At 47.2% G+C, this 21,438-nt stretch carries 24 protein-coding genes; 20 read left to right on the plus strand and 4 right to left on the minus strand.

Going from position 1 to position 21,438, the window contains the following annotated elements:
- The first annotated feature begins 9 nt into the window (after positions 1-9).
- Entirely contained in the window at positions 10-894 is an 885-nt protein-coding gene (locus H2C83_RS11760) for a TrmH family RNA methyltransferase (protein WP_181740950.1), read from the plus strand.
- A gap of 159 nt (positions 895-1,053) precedes the next feature.
- Here the strand turns inward: H2C83_RS11760 and H2C83_RS11765 are convergent, their stop codons facing one another.
- Positions 1,054-1,986 (minus strand): ketopantoate reductase family protein, encoded by a 933-nt coding sequence (locus tag H2C83_RS11765; protein ID WP_181740952.1) that lies wholly within the window; start codon positions 1,984-1,986, stop codon positions 1,054-1,056.
- An 89-nt stretch (positions 1,987-2,075) separates the two neighbouring features.
- A complete protein-coding gene (locus tag H2C83_RS11770) occupies positions 2,076-2,981 on the minus strand; it encodes a PIG-L deacetylase family protein (protein ID WP_181740953.1) in 906 nt (301 codons plus the stop codon).
- A 340-nt stretch (positions 2,982-3,321) separates the two neighbouring features.
- Here H2C83_RS11770 and H2C83_RS11775 point away from each other — a divergent pair, with 340 nt between their 5' ends.
- The 10 genes from H2C83_RS11775 to H2C83_RS11820 all read left to right on the plus strand — a co-directional run bounded on the left by H2C83_RS11775 (position 3,322) and on the right by H2C83_RS11820 (position 11,586).
- Positions 3,322-3,717 carry a response regulator gene (locus H2C83_RS11775; RefSeq protein ID WP_281364149.1) on the plus strand — a complete coding sequence of 132 codons (396 nt, stop codon included), beginning with the start codon at positions 3,322-3,324 and terminating at the stop codon, positions 3,715-3,717.
- 22 nt (positions 3,718-3,739) lie between these two features.
- Positions 3,740-4,114, plus strand: a complete 375-nt coding sequence (kal, locus tag H2C83_RS11780; RefSeq protein ID WP_181740957.1) for a 3-aminobutyryl-CoA ammonia lyase — start codon at positions 3,740-3,742, stop codon at positions 4,112-4,114.
- A gap of 30 nt (positions 4,115-4,144) precedes the next feature.
- Positions 4,145-4,969, plus strand: coding sequence for a 3-keto-5-aminohexanoate cleavage enzyme (kce, locus tag H2C83_RS11785; RefSeq protein WP_181740959.1), 825 nt, complete (start codon positions 4,145-4,147; stop codon positions 4,967-4,969).
- Between the two features lie 84 nt (positions 4,970-5,053).
- Positions 5,054-5,908 carry a class II fructose-1,6-bisphosphate aldolase gene (gene fba, locus H2C83_RS11790; RefSeq protein ID WP_181740961.1) on the plus strand — a complete coding sequence of 285 codons (855 nt, stop codon included), beginning with the start codon at positions 5,054-5,056 and terminating at the stop codon, positions 5,906-5,908.
- A gap of 49 nt (positions 5,909-5,957) precedes the next feature.
- Complete coding sequence (gene fsa, locus H2C83_RS11795) at positions 5,958-6,605, plus strand: fructose-6-phosphate aldolase (protein ID WP_181740963.1); 648 nt, start codon at positions 5,958-5,960, stop codon at positions 6,603-6,605.
- A 387-nt stretch (positions 6,606-6,992) separates the two neighbouring features.
- Positions 6,993-7,955: a class II fructose-bisphosphatase gene (gene glpX, locus H2C83_RS11800; RefSeq protein ID WP_181740965.1), complete on the plus strand. Its 963-nt coding sequence runs from the start codon at positions 6,993-6,995 to the stop codon at positions 7,953-7,955.
- A 77-nt stretch (positions 7,956-8,032) separates the two neighbouring features.
- Positions 8,033-9,304: a transcription termination factor Rho gene (gene rho, locus H2C83_RS11805; protein WP_181740967.1), complete on the plus strand. Its 1,272-nt coding sequence runs from the start codon at positions 8,033-8,035 to the stop codon at positions 9,302-9,304.
- 98 nt (positions 9,305-9,402) lie between these two features.
- Complete coding sequence (locus H2C83_RS11810; RefSeq protein WP_181740969.1) at positions 9,403-10,392, plus strand: M23 family metallopeptidase; 990 nt, start codon at positions 9,403-9,405, stop codon at positions 10,390-10,392.
- A 186-nt stretch (positions 10,393-10,578) separates the two neighbouring features.
- Positions 10,579-10,779, plus strand: coding sequence for a 50S ribosomal protein L31 (gene rpmE / locus H2C83_RS11815; protein ID WP_181740971.1), 201 nt, complete (start codon positions 10,579-10,581; stop codon positions 10,777-10,779).
- 195 nt (positions 10,780-10,974) lie between these two features.
- Positions 10,975-11,586, plus strand: a complete 612-nt coding sequence (locus H2C83_RS11820) for a thymidine kinase (protein ID WP_181740973.1) — start codon at positions 10,975-10,977, stop codon at positions 11,584-11,586.
- A gap of 98 nt (positions 11,587-11,684) precedes the next feature.
- Here H2C83_RS11820 and H2C83_RS11825 read toward each other — a convergent pair whose 3' ends face one another.
- Positions 11,685-12,707 carry a CPBP family intramembrane glutamic endopeptidase gene (locus H2C83_RS11825; RefSeq protein ID WP_181740975.1) on the minus strand — a complete coding sequence of 341 codons (1,023 nt, stop codon included), beginning with the start codon at positions 12,705-12,707 and terminating at the stop codon, positions 11,685-11,687.
- Between the two features lie 162 nt (positions 12,708-12,869).
- Here H2C83_RS11825 and prfA point away from each other — a divergent pair, with 162 nt between their 5' ends.
- The 5 genes from prfA to H2C83_RS11850 all read left to right on the plus strand — a co-directional run bounded on the left by prfA (position 12,870) and on the right by H2C83_RS11850 (position 17,266).
- Positions 12,870-13,958 (plus strand): peptide chain release factor 1, encoded by a 1,089-nt coding sequence (gene prfA, locus H2C83_RS11830; RefSeq protein ID WP_181740977.1) that lies wholly within the window; start codon positions 12,870-12,872, stop codon positions 13,956-13,958.
- A 5-nt stretch (positions 13,959-13,963) separates the two neighbouring features.
- Positions 13,964-14,842 (plus strand): peptide chain release factor N(5)-glutamine methyltransferase, encoded by an 879-nt coding sequence (gene prmC, locus H2C83_RS11835; protein ID WP_181740979.1) that lies wholly within the window; start codon positions 13,964-13,966, stop codon positions 14,840-14,842.
- Between the two features lie 68 nt (positions 14,843-14,910).
- The gene (gene spoIIR, locus H2C83_RS11840; protein ID WP_181740981.1) at positions 14,911-15,594 is read left to right on the plus strand and encodes a stage II sporulation protein R; all 684 of its coding nucleotides are present in this window, start codon (positions 14,911-14,913) and stop codon (positions 15,592-15,594) included.
- Between the two features lie 87 nt (positions 15,595-15,681).
- Positions 15,682-16,152: a GNAT family N-acetyltransferase gene (locus H2C83_RS11845; RefSeq protein WP_181740983.1), complete on the plus strand. Its 471-nt coding sequence runs from the start codon at positions 15,682-15,684 to the stop codon at positions 16,150-16,152.
- A gap of 88 nt (positions 16,153-16,240) precedes the next feature.
- The gene (locus tag H2C83_RS11850; RefSeq protein ID WP_281364153.1) at positions 16,241-17,266 is read left to right on the plus strand and encodes an L-threonylcarbamoyladenylate synthase; all 1,026 of its coding nucleotides are present in this window, start codon (positions 16,241-16,243) and stop codon (positions 17,264-17,266) included.
- Positions 17,267-17,625: 359 nt separating this feature from the next.
- On the opposite strand, the gene H2C83_RS11855 is transcribed toward H2C83_RS11850, so the two are convergent.
- Positions 17,626-18,771, minus strand: a complete 1,146-nt coding sequence (locus H2C83_RS11855; protein ID WP_220184131.1) for a metallophosphoesterase — start codon at positions 18,769-18,771, stop codon at positions 17,626-17,628.
- Positions 18,772-18,998: 227 nt separating this feature from the next.
- Between H2C83_RS11855 and H2C83_RS11860 the strand changes: the two genes are divergently transcribed.
- From H2C83_RS11860 to H2C83_RS11875, 4 genes are all read left to right on the plus strand, one after another.
- A complete protein-coding gene (locus H2C83_RS11860) occupies positions 18,999-19,559 on the plus strand; it encodes a manganese efflux pump MntP (RefSeq protein ID WP_181740985.1) in 561 nt (186 codons plus the stop codon).
- Positions 19,560-19,721: 162 nt separating this feature from the next.
- Positions 19,722-20,396: a low molecular weight protein arginine phosphatase gene (locus H2C83_RS11865; protein ID WP_181740987.1), complete on the plus strand. Its 675-nt coding sequence runs from the start codon at positions 19,722-19,724 to the stop codon at positions 20,394-20,396.
- 36 nt (positions 20,397-20,432) lie between these two features.
- Positions 20,433-20,879, plus strand: a complete 447-nt coding sequence (gene rpiB / locus H2C83_RS11870) for a ribose 5-phosphate isomerase B (RefSeq protein WP_220184132.1) — start codon at positions 20,433-20,435, stop codon at positions 20,877-20,879.
- On the plus strand, positions 20,879-21,412 hold the full coding sequence (locus H2C83_RS11875) for a TIGR01440 family protein (RefSeq protein WP_181740989.1): 534 nt from the start codon (positions 20,879-20,881) through the stop codon (positions 21,410-21,412). Before rpiB ends, H2C83_RS11875 begins: the two co-directional genes overlap by 1 nt.
- The last annotated feature ends 26 nt before the right edge of the window (positions 21,413-21,438 follow it).

A 21,438-nucleotide genomic window follows, 5' to 3' on the forward strand; every position in this document is an offset into this window, starting at 1 on the left:
GAGGAAACTATGAAATTTTTAGATTTAGATTTTGAAGAAAGAAATCAATATATAAAAAACAAGTATGGCAGAAGAGTTTTTTTTGCAGGAAATAAACACGGAGTAATTACATTGGTTGAACACATCAAAAAAAATTCAAAACCCAATCCTGAATTGCTTGTTCCTGTTGAAGGAGTATGGGGCATCCAGTTTGCGTATAAATATCAAGTGAAGATCAAATATATGATTGTTTGTACCGAAGAAATGAATTCAAATGAATCCATCATGCTGTTAGAAACATTAATGGATGATGATTCAGAGTTACGTGCATATCTGGTCTCAAAAAAAGTATTTAATAAAGTAAGTGAAAAAGCCAATTCAGCAGGTATACTTGCATTATGCAAATTTCCAAAGAGAGATTTGGAAGATTTAAATGTAGATAAAAATGCTCTTGTTGTGATTTTGGATGGTCTGGAAATTCTCGGCAATGTAGGAACTATTGTCAGATCTGCGGATGGAACGGATGTTTCAGCAGTTATTATTACAAATAAGAAAACAAGGTTGATACATCCTAAATTTATCAAGAGCAGTCAGGGTTCATGTTTTAAAGTGCCAATTGTTGAAGCTGACTTCAAAGATGTCCATCAGTGGCTGGTTAAAAATGATTTCAGAATCATTTTAACCGATACCCGGTCCAGTTTAAATTACTATGAGGAAAGCTATGAGGGCCGAGTTGCGATCGTTATGGGAAGTGAGCGATACGGGATATCAAAAGACTGGTATGATACGGATTATGCAGGGATAAAAATACCTATGTTTGGGGACTGTGATTCGCTAAATGTAGGAATTGCAACAACAGTTATTTTGTATGAAGCAACGCTGAAGAAGAAAAAAATGCTAACCAGGTTTATATAGATAAAAATTTAAACTTGGAGTGATTTTTATGAGTTATTGTGAGGAACTTTGCAAAAAATCGACTCCATTCATATTTCAGGGCCGATTTTTTGCGAAAAATATTAATTATCGGTTTTGTTCTATTGCTAAAGTTAAAACCGTCCCATAAGATTATGTTTATCATTTTTCGTTGTAACTATTTTTTTGCTGTTCCTGATAGATCGACAAAGTACTGTAAATTGCTTTAAGGATCGGAAGTTTTTGTTCCTTTTGTGCCCACTCGATCAGGGTGCCATGAAAATGATCCGTTTCAATAGGAAGTCCTTTTTCCAGATCACGAAGCATGGATGATTTCATCGTCGGTTCCAGTCTGGCTGTGTTTGTCAGGATTTTTTCTGGCAAATCAGGGGACAGTCTCGGCTCCTTTTGGACTGCCACAGAAAAAAGTTCGTCGAGAAATGATTTATAGGTCTCTTTTCCATACGGCGAGGATAAAATGGGACCGATACTGCTGCGCATGAGGCAGGTCATTCCGCTCATGGCGCTGATAAACAAATATTTTTTCCACATTTCCAGCTGGATTTTCAAAGAGGAGCGTGATCCCATTCTGGCGCCCTGAAAAAGTTTCTCTACCTGTTTGATCCGAGGGGTCTCTGTTCCATCCCATTCGCCAAATACAACATCGTGAACAGCGCTGTATTGTTCAATTTCTCCCTGCCGGTTCAGAGTTGTTTCAATAAAGCCCAGTCCGCCCAGGACATTTTTTTCGGGAAAATGTTGCCATAATGTCTCCATATGCCTGATTCCGTTTAAAAGCGGCAAAATCATCGTATGTTCATGGACATATGGCTCGAATGACGGGATGGCCCCATTCAGGTGATAGGCCTTGACGGCAAGCAAAACCAGATCAAACGGCTCACACGGTTCCCCGCTGATGAGCGTCTTTACAGGAGACCGGAAATTTCCATGTACACTTTTGATCACAAGCCCTGTTTTCTTCAGTTGCTGCTGTCTTCCCGGACGGACGAGAAAGGTGACATCTTCTCCTTTTTCCACCAGTCTTCCTCCAAAGTAGCCGCCCATGGCTCCGGCGCCAACAACTAAAACACGCATACGAATCCTCCTTTTGCACGGAAATGGTTTTTTATCAATCATTGTAACAAAGGTTCGGACATAAAGCCCAAACCTTTGTCAAATCTATTCTAATAATGATATTTGTTTTTTACGTTTTTTACCAGTTTCTCAAATTGGCTTTTTACACTGTGATAGCCTATCTGGTACCATTCGTTTGCAGGGTCCCAGATACCATATACCTGGGCAGCGTATTTTATTTTTTGGGCATCCTGCGGATCGATTAAATGCATTGTGTATTCTTTGAAAGGAAGGTGATACCGGGTAAACCTTGCTTTATAGATGGAGATGAAGTAGAGCGTATTGTCCGGTGAAATCCGGTTTTTTTGTTCGTATTCCATCAGGACTTTTCCCAACATGGCATGATCGGGATGAAAATCCCAGATGCTCGTTGTCCGGAAATGCGCATCCGGAAAACGTTTCAGCAATTCTTCAATAACATCGCTGATTTCCTCATACTGTTCATCGAAACGGTCATTTTCAATGTTGTAAATATGTACATTTTCTTCGGGAACCCCCAGACGCCTCGCCACTTCCCTGAATTCCCTGACGCGGGCATTGCCCAGATCATTTACGTCCAGATACGGATCCGAGTACTTCTCTTTTTCAGGATCGTGGTACCGTTTATGCAATGGGCAATATACCGGCTCTTTATGAAGATACGGCTGTTTCCCGGAGTCCTTGAACCCGTTGAGCAGAAACCGGGCACGAGAGTGTCCTCCCGGACTCATCAAGACCAGATGAACATCCCAACGCAACCGGAGATGATTGACGATATCCACTCCCATTGACAACAACTCGTCATCGGCATGGGGGGCCACAAAGACAATGGTCGGCTGGTCAGACAAGTTGGCTGGCCGCTCGTTTAACGCGTGCAGATTTTTATCCTCCAATGCGGATACTTCCTGAAAAACAGAGAAAGCGAGCAAAAATATGACCGTGATGCTGACAGCAATAATAATTGTTCGAAGTTTCATGGTTCTACTCCTACTCAGTACAATGTTCCCTTAATGGTTTAAAAATAAATAACCGCATGCAACGGGTTAATTATACTATTAATTGATTGTTTTTTTATAGATTACAAGAGACCGACTAAAAAATTTTATTTTTTATTTTTGGCATACCTTGTTTCGGAAAAAGGGTATGCCTGGTTCTGGCTTTTTGAAAGTAATTCTTTTGTGTAAAAGTGTTTGGTAGCAGTTATTTTTTTACTGTAAGCAGGAAATAGGTGAAGGAATCAATAAATATAGTTTTGAATGTCCTTCTATTTTCCTTAAAATATTTATTTCACGGTATCACCCATGGCATAAAGCTGTGATGGTACGGTTTTATGAGGGGAGGCATATTCAATTGGATAAAAAAATACTTGTGGTGGATGATCAATATGGAATTCGACTTCTGCTCCAGGAAGTGTTCTCCAAAGAAGATATACATATTTTTCAGGCTTCCAACGGGAAACAGGCCCTCGAAATCATACAAGCGGAAAAGCCGGATCTCATATTATTGGATATGAAGATGCCAGGCATGGATGGTTTGGAATTATTGCGCCGCTTGCGAAAATTCAATACCGAAGCAAAGGTGATCATGATGACCGCTTACGGCGAACTGGATATGGTTGCGGAAGCAAGCCAGTTAGGAGCCCTGACGCATTTTACCAAACCATTTGACATTGAGGAATTGCGTACTGAAGTTATGAAGCAGCTGGCATCTTGAGACAGTTAAAGGGGGCGACAGGATGGAAGCGAAAATCCGTTTGCGGATGAGCCAGGCAGATGCCCATTATGGCGGAAACCTGGTGGATGGGGCCCGGATCATGTCCCTGTTTGGGGATGTTGCAACAGAACTGCTTATTCGTCATGATGGAGACGAAGGGCTGTTTGTTGCCTATGATCAGGTAGAGTTCCTGGCACCTGTTCATGCAGGCGACTTTATTGAGGTGGCAGGCCGGATCGAAAAGGTTGGCAATACGAGCAGAAAAATGTCCTTTGAAGCTGTCAAGGTGATTGAAGGCGGAATTGATCCGGAACGTCCTACGCTTGCCCGTGTGCTTGATCCGCCTGTTTTGGTGGCCCGTGCTTCAGGGACCTGCGTGGTTCCCAAAAACCGTTAAACTGGATTTTTGGATGGGGAGGTAGGGTTTTTGCAAAAGCTGATAATCACTGCGGCGTTGGTGGGAGCAGAAGTAACCAAGGAGGATACACCCCATCTTCCAACAACGACGGAAGAAATCGTTAAAGCGGCAGAAGAGGTGAGAAAAGCAGGAGCATCCATTGTTCATATCCATGTACGTGACAAAAACGGACGCCCAAGCCAGGACCGGGAGCTTTACAGGGAAGTGATTGAAAGAATAGAAAAGCAAACCGATCTGGTTGTACAGGTATCAACAGGAGGGGCAGTCGGAATGTCTGCTGAAGAGAGGCTTGAGCCAATCTCCCTGCGTCCGGAAATGGCTACATTGACGACAGGGACGGTCAACTTTGGCAACGATGTGTTTATGAACGATCCACAGCAGCTTGTCAGGTTTGCTGAGGAATTTGAACAGTTTGGGGTCAGGCCTGAATTTGAAATATTTGATGTGGGCATGATAGCTAATGCGCTGCATCTGGTCAAAAAAGGCTACTTTACGGGGCATCTCCATTTCGATTTTGTGATGGGGGTTCCCGGCGCGCTTCCGGCTACGGCGGAAAATCTGCTGCATCTGATCCGGCAGTTGCCGGAGGGAGCCACCTGGACCGTGGCCGGAATTGGAAAGCACCAGTTGCCGATGGCGGTATTGGGCATTGTGTTGGGCGGGCATGTGCGTGTAGGCCTTGAAGACAATATTTACTACCGAAAAGGAGAACTGGCCACAAATGCCCAATTGGTGGAGCGAGTGGCAAGAATTTCCATGGAACTGGACCGTGGGATCGCGACTCCTGATGAAACAAGGAGAATATTGAATTTAACTAAAAGTAAGTTTTATTAACAGATACGGTGTTTTCTATCCAATTCCTTTAGCAAAGTGTTATAATGCAAAAGTGAATCACAAGAAAATGAAGGAGGCAGCAGAATGCCACTTGTATCAATGAATGCCTTCCTGCCACGAGCCAAGAAAGAAGGCTTTGCAGTCGGGCAATTTAATATTAACAATCTGGAGTTTGTCCAGGCGATCATTGAAGCTGGGAAAGAAGAACGGTCCCCGCTTATTTTTGGTGCCAGTGAAGGCGCGATCCGTTACATGGGACTGAAAAACGTGGTTGCCTTGTCCAAAGTGGCTGCTGAAGAAGCAGATGTTCCGGTCGCGCTCCATCTTGATCACGGAAGCAGTTTTGAAGTGGTTATGCAATGTATTCAGGCCGGATTTTCTTCCGTTATGTTTGACGGTTCCCATTATCCGTTGGAAGAAAATATCCGCTTGACCAAAAAAGTGGTGGAAGCGGCACATTCTGTCGGTGTATCCGTAGAAGGGGAATTGGGTACCATCGGCGGTGTTGAAGATGACCTGGATGTAAAAGATGAAGATGCATCCCTGGCAAAACCGGAAGAAGCCCTTCGCTTCTGGAAGGAAACAAATGTTGACGCATTGGCAATTGCTGTGGGAACGGCACATGGTCTTTACAAAGGAGAACCAAAAATACACTATGATATCATTGAAGAGGTAGCAGGTCTGATTGAAGCGCCGATCGTTTTGCACGGAGGTTCCGGCGTTCCTGATGAAGCGATTCGCATTGCAGTTTCCAAAGGCGTAGCGAAAATCAATGTGAATACCGAAAACCAGGTTGCCATGGGAAAAGTTGTCCGGGAATTGCTTGACAAAAACCCTGACATGATTGATCCTCGCAAATACCTGGGCCCGGCCCGTGAAGCCATCAAGGAAACCGTTAAAGGAAAAATGCGCCTGTTTGGAAGCTCCGGCAAAGCATAAAAAATATACTCAGTTTGACCAGATCTTAATTACTTAAAGGATGGTTGCCATGAAGTTCTTCTTGGATACTGCAATCGTTGATGAAATTCGGGAAGTTAATGAATGGGGACTCTTGTCCGGAGTAACAACGAACCCCAGTCTTATCGCGAAATCCGGTCGTGTATTTGAAGATGTGTTGAAAGAAATCTTGAGTATTGTTGACGGTTCGGTAAGTGCGGAAGTCATCAGCCGTGAAGCAAAGGGAATGATTGAAGAAGGCGAACGTCTGGCTGCCATTTCGGATCAGGTGACAATCAAGGTTCCGATGACGATTGAAGGGCTGAAAGCAGTCAGCCATTTTTCCAAAAAAGGAATAGCCACGAACGTAACCCTGATTTTTTCCGCAAACCAGGCACTTATGGCAGCACGGGCGGGAGCAACCTATGTCAGTCCGTTTGTTGGCCGCCTGGACGATATCAGCCATGATGGCATGCAACTGGTCGGTCAAGTGGCGGAAATGTTCCGGTTGCACAATATTTCCACCGAAATCATTGCAGCAAGTATTCGTCACCCCTTGCATGTGATTCAGGCTGCCATGAGCGGAGCGCATATCGCCACCTTGCCTTATAAAGTGATGAAACAAATGGTTCATCATCCACTTACTGATCAGGGCATTGAAAGGTTTGAAGCGGACTGGAAAAAAGCAACTCGGGCATAACAGGCAGGAAGTCTGGCCGGGGCATTTCGCCTATGGGCCAGGCTTCCCCCTTAATCAGAGGAAACGTTTCATTATTTCAATTTTTCAGGCCGGCAACTTGATAAAAGGATTTTACGGCTGGCAAGCGAACTCCTTCATATCAGGCCAATCAGTTAAACTTTTCAACCCGGATCCTCATGATTCCTTCGCCATGAGCCCTCATTTTAAATTTTCAAACGTGTCCCGTTAGATTTCTTTAATAAGAATGAGGCATCCTTTTAGAGAATTATCATAAAAAAAAGTAAAAACGAGCGAAGTATGTAACATATAACGTAAATATGTTACTCTAATTGGAGAATTGTTTCTAAATGTGATGGCTAATTTGATAATCAGAAGAGGGGATTTCTCATGGAAAGAAGTTTAACGATGGAGCTTGTTCGTGTTACGGAGGCTGCTGCCATAGCATCGGGACGATGGATGGGCTATGGCAAGAAAGATGAAGCGGATGCTGCAGCCACCGAAGCCATGCGCAAGGTCTTTGACACGATTCCGATGCGGGGGACCGTGGTCATTGGCGAAGGAGAAATGGATGAAGCGCCCATGCTGTATATCGGTGAAAGAGTGGGAATGGGTTATCTTCCGGAGGTGGACGTGGCTGTGGATCCGCTGGAGGGTACGAATATTGTGGCAAAAGGCTTGTGGAATGCGTTGTCAGTCGTGGCCATTTCGGATAAAGGCCAATTATTGCACGCGCCCGATATGTATATGGATAAAATTGCCGTCGGACCCGAAGCCGTTGGACAAGTTGATATTGATGCGCCTGTGGAAGACAATCTGAAAGCCGTTGCCCGTGCAACAGGCAAGGATATAGAAGATTTGGTAGCCGTTGTGCTCGATCGTCCGCGACATGCCAAATTAATAGAGGATATTCGAAAAGCGGGGGCCCGTATCAAACTGATTCCGGACGGAGATGTTGCAGCAGCGATCCATACCGGTTTTCCCGATACGGGAGTAGATATTCTGCTGGGTTCAGGAGGAGCGCCGGAAGGTGTGTTGTCCGCTGTGGCACTGAAATGTCTGGGTGGAGAAATTCAAGGCCGCCTCCTGCCAGAAGATGAGGAACAATATCAGCGTTGTGTGAGAATGGGACTTAAAGACCCCCGAAAAGTCCTGAGAATGGATGATCTGGTCAAGGGGGACGATGCAATTTTTGCTGCCACCGGCGTTACCGATGGCGAACTGTTGAAAGGGGTACGCTACAAGGGAAGTATTGCCAGGACATATTCTCTGGTCATGCGTGCCAAAACGGGCACTATCCGTTTTGTGGAGGGGACTCATCGACTTGAGAAAAAACCGAACCTTATTTTATAATTTTCTTTCCTCTTCCTCTTCTCCGTTTTTGGAGAAAGAGGAAGAGAATTTTACAGAATTGAGTGGTGGTGCGACTCATGGAGCTCACGCTGAGCGATTTGGAAACACGCAGATTGGTTGATTTATACAAACTGGCAAAAGAATACCAGATTCCTTACTATTCGCAGATGAAAAAGAAAGAGCTGATTTTTGCCATTTTGAAAGCGAAAGCGGAAAAAGACGGTTTCATGTTCATGGAGGGAGTGCTTGATGTTCTTCCCGAAGGTTACGGTTTCTTAAGGCCGATTAATTTTCTTCCGTCCTCAGAGGATATTTACATTTCGGCTTCCCAAATTCGTCGTTTTGACCTGAGATCCGGCGATCTTGTTTCCGGAAAGGTTCGTCCGCCAAAAGAAAATGAACGTTATTTCGGATTGCTTCATGTCGAAGCGGTGAATGGCGAAGATCCCAACATTGCTGCGGAAAGACTCCACTTTGCAGCTCTAACTCCTCTTTACCCGCAGAAGCGTCTCCTGCTGGAAACCTCTCCCGAGCGAATTTCTACACGGATGATGGATTTGATTGCCCCTGTCGGACGAGGACAACGCGGTTTGATTGTGGCACAGCCCAAAGCTGGCAAGACGATGCTTTTAAAAGAAATAGCCAACAGCATTACCGAGAACTATCCCCATATTGAACTGTTTGTGCTGTTGATTGACGAACGACCTGAAGAAGTGACCGATATGCAGCGTTCAGTCGATGCAGAGGTAGTCAGTTCCACATTTGATGAACTGCCTGAAAATCACATAAAAGTTGCGGAACTGGTTCTGGAGAGGGCTCAGCGGCTGGTGGAGCACAAACGGGATGTAGTCATCCTGCTGGACAGCATCACACGGCTGGCCCGTGCCTATAACCTGGTGATTCCCCCAAGCGGAAGGACATTGTCCGGCGGAATCGACCCGGCAGCACTGCACCGCCCGAAAAGATTTTTTGGAGCGGCACGCAATATTGAGGAAGGTGGCAGCCTGACCATCCTGGCAACAGCGCTTGTAGAAACGGGATCACGGATGGATGATGTGATTTATGAAGAATTCAAGGGTACCGGAAATTTGGAACTTCATCTGGACCGGCGCCTTGCGGAACGAAGAATCTTTCCTGCCATCGATATTCGGCGGTCGAGCACACGACGCGAAGAACTGCTGCTGAATAAAACAGAACTGGAAAAATTATGGATGCTTCGAAAATCATTGAGTGATTCAAACGAGTATACCGAAGCCCTCGTAAAAAGATTGAAACAAACAAAAACCAATGAAGAATTCCTCGCTTCTCTGGACTTCAAATCAGGCCGTACCACAACATCCGTTTCTTGATCCTGAAGATAAAAGGTGCATAAATGAAAAACGCCTCACATAAAGATGAAACCAGGTGGAATTCACACCTTATCCAATCTCTTCTGTGAGGTGCTGACATGTCTTCGAAACGTGCCCTATTGGCTTCTTCTCTGGCCATTTGTTCCACATCGGCGTCATGGATGGTCGGGACAGACAGACATCCCGTTTATGCCCAGGAACTGGCAGCAGGAGCGGATGCGGACCCGGAGAAGGAGCAGATAGCACAGGAAGCGATGTATCAGTTCTTAAGTCCGATCTCCCAGGTTGCTGAGGGGAATTTGGCTGCGACAGTAGAGACAAAGCCCCTCACTTACCGTGTTAAAAAAGGAGACACTCTTTCTGGAATTGGCCGTCTTTTCGGGGTGTCCTGTCAGGAACTGACACGGTTTAACCATCTGGAAAATCCTGATCTGTTGCAAATCGGACAGGAAATTCAAATTCCTCTTGTAAAAAAGTGGATTCGTTTACGATTGGGAGATACTGTCCAATCCCTGGCTAAAGAGTATCAAACGACACCTGAAGTTATGGCGGTCCTGAATTCGGAGCTGAAGGAATCATCGATTACCTATGCGGGGCAATTGCTTGCCGTTCCGCAAAAATGGAAAGGAAATCCCCCCAGGCATTCGCTGTCTGAAAAGAGGAACCCGAATCGAAAACCCGTGATTCGCCTGGCTGACCATTCCCGGACGGGGACCTATGTTTTCAGGTGGCCGGTAAACGGGCAGATTACGAGCAATTTTGGCTGGCGAAACGGCCGGCAGCACAAAGGAATTGATATCTGGAATGAAGCAGGGGCAAAAGCGGAAATCTGCGCTTCACTGGGCGGGGTCGTCACTCAGGCCGGATATTCAGGAGGGTATGGGAACCTGGTAGTCATTGACCATGGGGGAGGATGGATAACTTACTATGCGCATCTAAGCCAAATATCCGTCAGTAAAGGCGAACAGGTCAATACAGGTGAAAGGCTGGGCATGATGGGGCAGACCGGACGCGCCACCGGTTACCACCTTCATTTTGAAGTACGCAAAAACGGAAAAGCAATCAACCCGTTGCTTGTTTTAAAATAACTTCTGCTCTCATATTATTTTTCTCAATCAAGGCGCATTCTCCATAACCCGTGGGGAATTGCGCCTTTTTAACGTTTGGGTAGTTGCCGGGACGTCTTCTTGCCTTTTCTGATGCAAACATGCTATAATACACCAGTGGTTTTAAACGTACGTTATTGGAACGGCATTAGGAAAGAGGTGAGACGAATGAAACAAGGAATTCACCCGGCATACAAAATGACCAAAGTCACCTGTGCGTGTGGAAATACATTTGAAACCGGATCGACTGTAGAAAACTTGCGTGTGGATATTTGTTCCGAGTGCCATCCATTTTTTACGGGAAAACAGAAAATGGTGAATGCGGGTGGTCGGGTCGACCGTTTCAAAAAGAAATACAATCTCAAGTAAGATTTTGTCAAGCTGTGGCAAGCGTGGAAAATGGCTTGCCTTTTGTTTTTGAAAAGTAGACTTTTTTACTGTTATATGTTTGATTAAGGTAAAATAACAATGATTGTTGCAGCATCCAGAAGAGAGGGCTGGGTGCTTTTTCTGTGTCTGGAACGTTTGTCATGATGGATCATATTGGAAGTTGGAGGAACACAAATGGGAAATCATCATTCCTTAAACCGGGATCGTCAGGGATGGATTGAAGTGATTTGCGGAGGCATGTTTTCCGGCAAGAGTGAGGAATTGATCCGCCGGATTCGCCGCGCCAAAATCGCCAGGTTAAAGGTAGCCGCGTTCAAACCGGCGATCGATGACCGTTATAATCATGAAGCGATTGCTTCCCATAATGGCTTGATGACTGATGCGCATCCGGTACAGAATGCCGGTGAGATTTCCGAATTGCTTTCCGGGGATATTGATGTTGTGGCGATTGATGAAGTCCAGTTTTTTGAACCGGAAATCGTTGATATATGCCAGAAACTGGCTGATCAGGGAAAAAGGGTAATTTGTGCGGGATTGGATCAGGATTTCCGCGGAAAGCCGTTTGGTCCCACTCCCATTCTGTTGGCTGTGGCCGAATATGTTACCAAACTGCAAGCGATCTGTGTCCGATGCGGTGGCCCTGCATGCCGAACACAGCGGCTGATTGACGGGCGGCCTGCAGCCATGGATGACCCGGTGATTAAAGTAGGCGCCAAAGAGCAATACGAGGCCCGTTGCCGACATTGCCATGAAGTCCCGAACCACGTTGATCAGGTGACAATATAGACTCCATAAAAATCTCAGCCATTTGGTTGGGATTTTAAAAATGCAAGAAACCCGCCCGAACCACAACACAGGCGGGGGGAGCCGTTTCTGTCCTCAATCTAAAAGGGGTTGCCCAATAAGCTGACAAAGATGTTGTAAGTGGCATGGATGATCATACATACGATGGTATTGTAGCGAATCCGTGCCCAGCCAAGGACAATGGCCAGCAGCAGGACGACCAGGGAATTGACGCTGAAACCGTAATTGGCATGAACCAGGGTAAACAGAATGCTTGTATAGATAAAACCCAGTCGCGGGAGCAAAGCGCCGCGAAAGATAATTTCTTCCCCCAGAGCGGCCGCAAATCCCAACGTTAAAATTCCCGGAATTGAGGTCAATAGCGGCCCAAGAATTTTGTCTGTCAATTCATTGGCGTGCGTATTATCGGCCCAATCAAAAAAAATGCTCAGTTGCTGGGCAATGATGGGGGCAAGCAGCATGACCAGCCCGATCAACATGCCTGTTCCTGCCTGTTTCCAGGTGATTCCCCAAAGTCCCAGCCGGGCAAGGGTCTGTTTGAATGATCGTCGGGTCAGCCATCCCACTCCGACCAGTCCGAGGATGGCGAGCAGGATATCCTGCGACCAGATTGAGGAGAGTGTTCCCGTCTGTGTGTTGGGGACGGTTTGCTGGTTCAATGTGCTTAAGCCAAAGCTCTGTGTCACAAAAAATTGAATGAAAACAATCATGGACATCGACAGAGCCAATGTATGAACCCGGTTTTGCGGATCTATGGGAAGAAATCGCGAACAAAGCCGGCGTACTCCGGGAATGAAAACAATGATGGCGACCAGTGCAGGCAGCCAGAGGGACAGGCCGATCTTCGCCAACTTTTGGGCTGAACCCCCATCAGCCATAAAATGTCTGGCCCATGGCAAAAAGGGTTTTCCATTGAGATACAGGGTAATTCCAATCAGAAAAGCGGCGAGGAAGCCGAGGATGACAAAGAAGCAGCTGAGAAACCCCAAGGCTTTTCCTGTTTTGGTCTCAAGTTTTTCGGAGAGATTGATGAGCAAAAACAGGGCAATAATCGGAGTAAACAGAATCAGATTATTAATCACATTTATGATGACTTCTGTCATAAGTTTGCTCCTTCTCTTTTGAATTGTCAGTACTTATTTTTCTCATCATATCACTGCCGGCGGGCTGGTGTCTTTTATTTTCTTCCATAATGACCGAAGCTTGTGGTAAAATCAAATGATGCGAGATCATCAGAGATCGGAAAGGGTTAGGAGTGAGCGAAGGTGCTAGATCGTCTGGAGGCGATTCATCAACGATACGAGGAATTGAGCCGTTTGCTCTGTGATCCGGAAGTGATCAGCAATTCAGACAAACTCCGGGAATACTCCAAGGAGCAGGCCGGGCTTGAAGAGAAAAACCAGGCTTATCTGGAATATAAACAGGTTGTGGAACAATTGAATGACGCCAGAGCCATGCTGGAAGAAAAACTGGATGACGAAATGCGTGAATTGGTCAAGGTGGAAATAGACGAGTTAAACGAACGGAAAGGGGAATTGGAAGAAAAAATAAAAATTCTTCTGCTTCCCAGGGATCCAAATGATGACAAAAGCGTGATTGTTGAGGTGCGGGGAGCAGCAGGGGGCGAAGAAGCCGCCTTGTTTGCGGCTGACCTGTACCGGATGTATACCCGCTATGCGGAAAAACAGGGCTGGAAAGTAGAAATGCTCGATGCCAATACGACCGGGCTTGGCGGATTCAAGGAAGTTGTCTTCTCGATCCAGGGACACGGGGCATACAGCCGGTTAAAATATGAGAGCGGAGCCCATCGGGTCCAGCGTGTCCCGGAAACCGAATCGGGCGGCCGGATTCATACTTCGACCGCGACTGTTGCCGTGCTGCCGGAAGCGGAAGAGGTGGAAATCGAGATTCATGATAAAGATCTTCGGATTGATACTTTCTGTTCCAGCGGCCCTGGAGGGCAAAGTGTCAATACCACCCAGTCCGCAGTACGGATAACCCATATTCCGACAGGAATTGTGGTATCCTGCCAGGATGAAAAATCACAAAACAGCAACAAAGAGAAAGCCTTGCGTGTTCTTCGCGCAAGATTGCTCGATCTGAAACAGAAAGAAGAAATGGAGAAAATGGCCAGCGTCAGGAAATCGGCGGTTGGAACGGGCGACCGGAGTGAACGGATTCGCACTTATAATTTCCCCCAAAGCCGTGTGACGGACCATCGGATCGGTTTGACCCTGCACAAGCTGGATTTGATTCTGAACGGGGAATTGGAAGAGATTATTGATGCCCTGATCATGTATGAGCAAACGGAGCTTCTCAAACAACAGGAAGCAGCCCCTCCCAATAAAGGGTGAGAGTGATGAATGAACGTACTGTCCGGGAAGTCTGGCGGAAGGCATCTTCTTTTTTGCGGCAAAATGGGATTGATTCTCCGGAGTTTGAAGCAGAATATATGATGCGGCGAATAATAGGGCTGGATCGGGCACATTTTTTTGCGGGAATGCAGGAGGATTGGCCGCCTGCCCTGGAGTTGAGGCTGGATAATTGGCTAAAGCGCCGGATTCAAGGGGAGCCTTTGCAATATATTGTAGGGGATCAGGCTTTTTTTGGGCGGGCTTTTGAAGTGGAACCCGGAGTGCTGATCCCGAGGCCGGAAACCGAATTGCTGGTAGAGGCTGTCCTGGAGGAAGGAACGATGATATCTGCCGATCGGCCGTTTCATGCCGTCGATGTCGGGACAGGCAGCGGCGTGATCGCTATTACGCTTGCCTTGGAAAAACCCCGCTGGCAGATAACGGCGATTGATTTGTCCGCGCAGGCACTGGCGGTCGCCGAACGGAACGCGCGCAAATATGGAGTCGAAGACCGGATTCTGTGGTTTGAAGGAAGTTTCCTGGAGCCTCTCAAACGGGAATATTCTCCCATCGATATCCTTGTCTCCAATCCACCCTATATTCCTGCGGGGGAAATCGGGATGCTTGAAAAAACCGTGTCCCATTATGAGCCCCGTCTCGCTTTGGATGGCGGTGCCGACGGGCTGGACGCGTACAGGGCCATTGTCCGGCAGCTGTCTGAGTGGCCTGCACGTCCACGGCTGATTGCCTTTGAAATCGGGGCTGACCAGGGGGATGAGGTGGCCCGGCTTTTTCAGGGCATGGAAAATGTTGTGAACATCGAGGTGAGACAGGATCTGGCAGGCAAGGACCGGATTGTGATAGGGCGGTTTGCAACCGGATAAAGAAAATTGATTAAATCCTCTCCTCTCTGTCCATACTGTTGGTAGGGATAAAGAGGAGGATGTTTGCCATGCGTAAATGGACTTATCTGTTTTTTGGTTTATTGGGATTGTCGGGAGTTGTTTTTTTTCTTTACAGTCTTGACTTAAACGGCTGGACGAAAACATTATCAGGATCAGACACAGATGTCTCTGTCCAAAAAGAGATCCCGGATCAGGCGATCCGACTGAGAATCCTGGCAAACAGCGACCGTCCGGAGGACCAGTTGCTTAAACGAAAGGTCCGCGATGAAATCATCGGCGAAATCAGCACATGGGCTTACAAACCACATAACCTGGAAGAAGCGAGGGAAATAGTAAAAGAAAATTTGCCGCGCTTTGAAAAAATAGTTGGGCAAACCTTGAGCCAACATGGTTATGACGGTCCGTTTCGTATAGATTACGGGGTGGTTCCCTTCCCAACCAAACTATATGGAACCCGGGTATATCCTGCCGGGGATTATGAGGCACTCCGGATTACGATTGGCCGCGGTGAAGGAGAAAACTGGTGGTGTGTATTGTTTCCCCCGCTCTGTTTTATCGACATGAGCAACGGAGATGCAGTCAGCAAAGAGAACACCTCTTTTTCGACATCGGTTGCCTCGACACAAACAGCATATGCTTCCATGGATAAAGAAAAAAAGGAAGAACCGAGCCAAAAGATGGAAGTCCGGTTTTTGCTGCTGGAAAAAGCGAAAGAATGGATCGGAGACTGACTGGTTCAGGGCTGATTCCGGTTCTATAAATGCCCCCCCTTTCATACCGCTATTAATAAGAACAGTAGCGGAAATGGGGGAACTTTTATGTTTGTCATTCGTCAGGCAGAAAAAAAGGATCTGTTTCAGATTCGAAAATTGATCAAAGAGGTCGGATTAAGAGATCGGGGGATTGAGCAGCATCTCCATCACTTTTTTATTGCCGAAGTCCCTTCTGTAAATGAAGGAAAAGTTTCGCCAATGGTAGGAGTTGTCGGGATGGAGGTTTATCCCCCTTATGGCCTGCTCCGTTCCTTTGTGCTGGAACGGGCGCCCTGGAACAGCAAAGTAGGCATGAACATGATCCGGATCTTGCTCTCCTATGCCGAAAAAATGGGATTATCCCATATATTCCTGCTGGCCGGACAATCAACCCGTTTTTTTACCCAGCTCGGGTTTGTCAAAACGGGACAGGATGATATTCCGGAAGAGCTTCGTCAATCGGAGCACCTGGCCAAATCCATATCCCAGGGACAGCCGATGGTCTATGCTTTCAGGAAATATCCACTGCCCAATTGAAAACCGGTTTGTGCTATCATAGGTGGACAATAAGTGGAAGAAGGGAAACATCTTGGGAAAGACAGAATGGTATCAGGTTGACTGTAATCTGGATGAATTTCATTTGCGGCAGTCAGAAGCCGTGCAGAAGGCAGCATCCATGCTGAAAGAAGGGAAACTGGTCGCTTTTCCCACGGAGACTGTTTATGGACTTGGGGCCATTGCGACTTCCGATGAGAGTGTCGCCCGGATTTTTGCAGCCAAGGGCAGACCATCAGATAATCCGCTGATCATTCATATCGGAAACAAGGATCAACTATTTGAATGGGCCGCTAAGGTGCCGGAGGCTGCCCGAATATTGATGGAAAAATATATGCCCGGTCCGATCACCCTGGTTTTGCCCCATCGTCATAATCTTGCCGTAAATGTTACGGCCGGGCTCCCGACAGTAGGGATTCGCATGCCGGATCACCCGGTTGCCCTTGCCCTGCTGAACGAAGTAGGAACTCCGGTTGCCGCCCCCAGTGCCAATCGTTCCGGAAAACCCAGTCCGACCACAGCAGAACACGTGTGGCAGGATCTGGCGGGGAGAATAGATGGAATTCTGGACGGAGGGCCGGCCGGAATTGGTGTGGAATCGACCGTGGTTGACCTCAGCGCAGAGGTTCCCGTTCTGCTTCGTCCGGGGGGGATCACCCTGGAGGAACTGCGGGAAACGCTGGGCGAAGTGAACGTCGATCCCGGGATCCGGGACCAAAAACAGGTTCCCCGTTCTCCCGGAATGAAGTATCGCCATTATGCTCCAAAAGGGGAAATGTGGCTGGTTAAAGGGGACCCGCAGAAAATGGTCCTGTACATACAAAAAAGAGTTGAGGAAGCAAAGGAAAGAGGAAAACGGGTCGGGGTTCTGACAACCGAGGAGAATAAAGAGAAGTATCAGGCCGATTGTGTGGTTGCAGCCGGATCCCGCCAGGATCCGACCAGCGTGGCCCGCCATTTGTATGATGCGTTGCGCCACTTTGATGAGCAGAAAGTGGAAATGATTTTTGCCGAATCATTTCAGGAACAGGGACTTTTTTATTCCGTGATGAACCGGATGAAAAAAGCCGCGTCCGGCAAAATCGTTGAAGTGTGAGGATATATTTGTCATGGGGAAAGGAGTCTTGTGGATCAGGCTCCTTTTCCATATCAGGCTGAAACAAGGCTTTGGCCAGTTTGTGTTCGCCAACGACAGATTGATTATGACAAAAGGGCAAATTTTTCATGGATTCACTTTCCGTGATCAAGATAAAACGAATATTGTAAAGAAGGAAGATACAAATTTTCCTTTTCAAACTGGGTAAAAGTTGCAACAAAACCGTTTCTGTAAAGGTTCTCCAAAAATTTTGGACAGGACTTTTTGTGGATTAAGCGTTGCAAGGAAGCGATTGTATTAAAGTGTTTCCTGTTAAAATGTTTGAGTTATGGTTACGTATAAAATCGCTGTTTGTCCGTTTATTGAAATGTCATGTCAATCTGCACCACTTCCGGATGGTTGCCGATACGAAGAGGCGGGCCCCATGTGCCGAACCCGCAGGATACGATCAGATGGTAGGCTTCTTTTTTCAGCAGGCCCCAATCCATTTCATAGACTTGACGGGTAATCAGGTTGGCTGGGAAAATCTGACCGTTATGGGTATGGCCGGACAGTTGCAGATCAATACCGCAAGATTTTGCCTTGTCCAGTTCAATGGGCTGGTGATCCAGCAGAATAAGGGGCTTGGAACGGTCAATTCCTTTCATCAGGTCATTCAGGTCTTTCCTTGCCGGTTCCCTGCGGCGGTTGGGATCATCCCGACCGATGAGATAAAAACGGTTCTTGATCAGGATGTGGGTATCTTTCAGGACGTGAATATTCTCTTTCTCCAGAGCCTGCATCAGTCTGCTGTCCGGCCTGCGGAGATCATGGTCATGGTTTCCGGGTACGGCGAAAGTCCCGTATGGTGCCTGGATTTTACCCAGCAGAGAGGCCAGTTTTTCCGCCTCATGCGGCGGAAGGCTGCTGTCAGTGAGATCTCCGGCCACCAGAACGAGATCCGGCCGGATCTGGTCAATCATTTTTCTTAATTGTTCCAGCCGCGCAGCATTCACAATGGGACCATAATGGATATCTGAAACCATGGCGATCCGGAGTTGCTCAAGATCGCTGTTTTTATCAATGGCAATTTCATATTTTTGGGTGACAGGATGTTGGGCATTCCAACTCCCGTAAGCCACGGTGCCCATGGTCAGTAGAATGACTGCAACAGCAAGCAGGAAAGGCATGAGCGGATGTTTGCTGACGGCCGAGGGAATGAACCGGAGCCGGCGATCGATCCATCCGATTACATCGATCAACAAGAGGAGCAGGCATAAATACAGGAGCATGATCATCGAATGCCCGCCCCAGATCGTCAGCCAGGAAACGGCGCGATCGGGCAAAATGTCTTCACCCAGTTCTGCCAGTGGAAAGGGTAAAACCAACAGGATGAAAGCAGAAACAAATAATGATCTGCCAAAACGTGAAGCCGGTTTGCCAAACAGTTTCCACCCCTTGCGGCCGATGTATAAACACATCCAACCATACAGCGTCAGAAGTATGGTCATCATCAGTCCCCACATATGGGTTCTTCTCCCCTTTTGTTGTCAGGTTCAGGCCGATAACCTGTAAGTGCACAGGAAAGCACAATTCCCATTTTATCATCACTTTTTAAAATAAGTTATCCGATTACTGCAACCATGCAGCTTTTGGGCGGGAATCTCCTGTGTGAACCTCTGGTTCTTTTTTCAGGAAAAAAGCATATGCATGTACAAGCACCAACCCAACCATGGGACAGGGGGGGAAACAAATGGAGCTGACGCTGGCACAATGGGGTCAAGTCTTGACATTATCCATGATTGCAGTTGCACTCGGAATGGATGCCTTTTCACTTGGAATCGGACTGGGAATGAGGCGGTTGTCTGTCAGACAGATGGCCTGGCTCAGCCTGTCGGTTGGCATTTTTCATATTCTGATGCCGCTGGTGGGGATGGGATTGGGGCGTTTGCTGGGCTCTGTGATCAAGGAGATCGCCGTCACGTTCGGGGGCGGAATGCTATGTTTTCAGGGACTGAACATGTTATACCAGGTTCTCAGGGGCGATAAGGCAGAGAAAATTGAAATTCAGTCGGTGACGGAGACCTTGTTGCTTTCGCTCAGTGTCAGCATGGATTCACTCTCGGCGGGACTCAGCCTGGGCCTGTTCGATACAGACGTGATCCTGACCATTCTCCTGTTTGGAATCGCCGGCCTTATGATGGCAGGAACCGGCCTTTTGCTGGGGCGGTTTGTAGGCGGATGGATCGGCCGTTACGGAGAAATACTTGGCGGATTTATTTTGCTTTTTTTGGGCGGAAAATTTTTGTTTTGACCATCCTCAGAAAAATTCCTGAAGGGTGGAAGAAACCGGTCATTTAATGATATGTTTTTTTAAAAAAGAATGGATAAGTATCTTCTTTGCATAAAGGTGAGCACGAGAAATTTACTGCCTGTTCAACTGATATTTAAGAACAGATGTCCCGAGGTGAAGTGAGTGAAGAAAGTATTGTTTGTCTGTACCGGAAACACATGCCGCAGTCCGATGGCTGAAGCATTGCTTCGTGAGATGGCTGGAAGAAACCGGCTGCCTGTTGAAGTGAAATCGGCAGGTGTTTCAGCGATCAGCGGAATAAAGCCATCTCCGCAGGCGGTCCAGGTCCTGAAGGAAAAAGGTATTGCGTATGAGCATGAGTCCCAGTCGCTTACTCCCCAACTGATTGATTGGTCAGATTTGGTCCTGTCGATGACCGGAGCGCACAAAAAGATGATTGTTCACCAATTTCCCCACAGTGCCGGAAAAGTATATACGCTGAAAGAGTATGCCTTGTGGGGCGAGGGAATTGATGACATCCATCAGAAACTGGATCGCCTGTATATGGAAGCCGAGAATAAACGGGCCGAAATCCGGAAACGCTTTGATTTGAAAGCGGACGAGCCCTGGTCGGAAACGGCCAGCCTGGCGCTGGATAAAGCGCTCCAGCCGCTGAAGAAAGAGGAGAAAAAATATCTGGACAGGATCAGGGCTGCCCGACATCTGGATGTGGCTGATCCGTTCGGCGGGGATGTGGATCATTACCGGAAATGCGCAGAGGAATTAAAAGAATATATTGTCAGGATTGTTGACCGTTGGAAACAGGAATTGCCCCCATCCAATTCAGCCAGTGAATAGGGTATACTTGTGAGGGAACAGAAAGGAGCTTACATTATGAAAATCATATTGGGTTCTGACCACGGCGGTCGCAAGCTGAAAGAAGAGATCAAAGGTTTGTTGGATGAAATGAAAATTTCTTATGAGGATGCAGGATGTGATTGTGATACCTCTGTCGATTATCCCGATTATGCCAAACCTGTAGCCAAACGCGTCGCCAAAGGGGAATTTGAACGGGGCATTCTGATTTGCGGAACGGGGATTGGCATGTCTATCGCCGCAAACAAAGTGAAAGGAATTCGTTGTGCTGTCGTAACGGATGAATATTCCGCGAGAATGAGCCGCGAACATAACAACGCCAATGTCCTGGCACTGGGTGAACGGGTTGTGGGGATTGATCTGGCCAAATCAATCGTGCGCACCTGGCTGACTGCAGAGTTTCAGGGAGACCGGCACCTGCGCCGTTTGCAAAAGGTTGAACAGATGGAAGCAGATGATGAGTAATGTTGCGTGAAGAAGTAAAAAGTGCGCTTGACGATTTGCTTGAAGCAATGCCCCTGACCTCAAGGCATGTATTGGTCGTCGGAGCCAGCACCAGTGAAGTGTCGGGCAAGAAAATCGGCACCTCCGGCAGTGAAGAAATAGCCAAAATATTATATGATGCAATTTGCGATGTTCAAAAACAGGCTGGTTTCCATCTGGCCTTTCAGGCTTGTGAGCACCTGAACAGGGCCCTGGTGGTGGAACGGGAAACAGCTGAACGGTTTGGTTGGCCGGAAGTTACTGTGATACCCGTCCACAATGCGGGAGGAGCCATGGCTGCCTATGCTTTCAGGCATATGCAGGATCCCGTAATTGTAGAACACATTCAGGCGGATGCGGGTATCGATATTGGAGATACATTGATCGGAATGCATCTCAAGCCGGTTGCCGTTCCAGTTCGTCCGACTCAACGGACGATCGGGAAGGCACATGTCACGATGGCAAAGACCCGTCCCAAATTGATCGGGGGAGCCCGGGCAATTTATGATTATTGAAAATCTAAAATACATGTCCTCAAAAT

Source organism: Thermoactinomyces mirandus (genome assembly GCF_013868055.1).
GTDB classification, from domain to species: Bacteria; Bacillota; Bacilli; order Thermoactinomycetales; family Thermoactinomycetaceae; genus Thermoactinomyces; species Thermoactinomyces mirandus.

Excerpts from the sequence above, each read along its gene's own strand:
- H2C83_RS11770 (WP_181740953.1), bottom strand. The coding sequence starts at position 2,981 with ATGAAACTTCGAACAATTATTATTGCTGTCAGCATCACGGTCATATTT.
- prmC (WP_181740979.1), top strand. The coding sequence starts at position 13,964 with ATGAATGAACGTACTGTCCGGGAAGTCTGGCGGAAGGCATCTTCTTTT.
- H2C83_RS11860 (WP_181740985.1), top strand. The coding sequence starts at position 18,999 with ATGGAGCTGACGCTGGCACAATGGGGTCAAGTCTTGACATTATCCATG.
- H2C83_RS11855 (WP_220184131.1), bottom strand. The coding sequence starts at position 18,771 with ATGTGGGGACTGATGATGACCATACTTCTGACGCTGTATGGTTGGATG.
- rpmE (WP_181740971.1), top strand. The coding sequence starts at position 10,579 with ATGAAACAAGGAATTCACCCGGCATACAAAATGACCAAAGTCACCTGT.
- H2C83_RS11775 (WP_281364149.1), top strand. The coding sequence starts at position 3,322 with ATGGTACGGTTTTATGAGGGGAGGCATATTCAATTGGATAAAAAAATA.
- kal (WP_181740957.1), top strand. The coding sequence starts at position 3,740 with ATGGAAGCGAAAATCCGTTTGCGGATGAGCCAGGCAGATGCCCATTAT.
- H2C83_RS11820 (WP_181740973.1), top strand. The coding sequence starts at position 10,975 with ATGGGAAATCATCATTCCTTAAACCGGGATCGTCAGGGATGGATTGAA.
- H2C83_RS11825 (WP_181740975.1), bottom strand. The coding sequence starts at position 12,707 with ATGACAGAAGTCATCATAAATGTGATTAATAATCTGATTCTGTTTACT.
- fba (WP_181740961.1), top strand. The coding sequence starts at position 5,054 with ATGCCACTTGTATCAATGAATGCCTTCCTGCCACGAGCCAAGAAAGAA.
- rpiB (WP_220184132.1), top strand. The coding sequence starts at position 20,433 with ATGAAAATCATATTGGGTTCTGACCACGGCGGTCGCAAGCTGAAAGAA.
- rho (WP_181740967.1), top strand. The coding sequence starts at position 8,033 with ATGGAGCTCACGCTGAGCGATTTGGAAACACGCAGATTGGTTGATTTA.
- H2C83_RS11875 (WP_181740989.1), top strand. The coding sequence starts at position 20,879 with ATGTTGCGTGAAGAAGTAAAAAGTGCGCTTGACGATTTGCTTGAAGCA.
- H2C83_RS11760 (WP_181740950.1), top strand. The coding sequence starts at position 10 with ATGAAATTTTTAGATTTAGATTTTGAAGAAAGAAATCAATATATAAAA.
- fsa (WP_181740963.1), top strand. The coding sequence starts at position 5,958 with ATGAAGTTCTTCTTGGATACTGCAATCGTTGATGAAATTCGGGAAGTT.
- H2C83_RS11810 (WP_181740969.1), top strand. The coding sequence starts at position 9,403 with ATGTCTTCGAAACGTGCCCTATTGGCTTCTTCTCTGGCCATTTGTTCC.
- spoIIR (WP_181740981.1), top strand. The coding sequence starts at position 14,911 with ATGCGTAAATGGACTTATCTGTTTTTTGGTTTATTGGGATTGTCGGGA.
- H2C83_RS11845 (WP_181740983.1), top strand. The coding sequence starts at position 15,682 with ATGTTTGTCATTCGTCAGGCAGAAAAAAAGGATCTGTTTCAGATTCGA.
- glpX (WP_181740965.1), top strand. The coding sequence starts at position 6,993 with ATGGAAAGAAGTTTAACGATGGAGCTTGTTCGTGTTACGGAGGCTGCT.
- H2C83_RS11765 (WP_181740952.1), bottom strand. The coding sequence starts at position 1,986 with ATGCGTGTTTTAGTTGTTGGCGCCGGAGCCATGGGCGGCTACTTTGGA.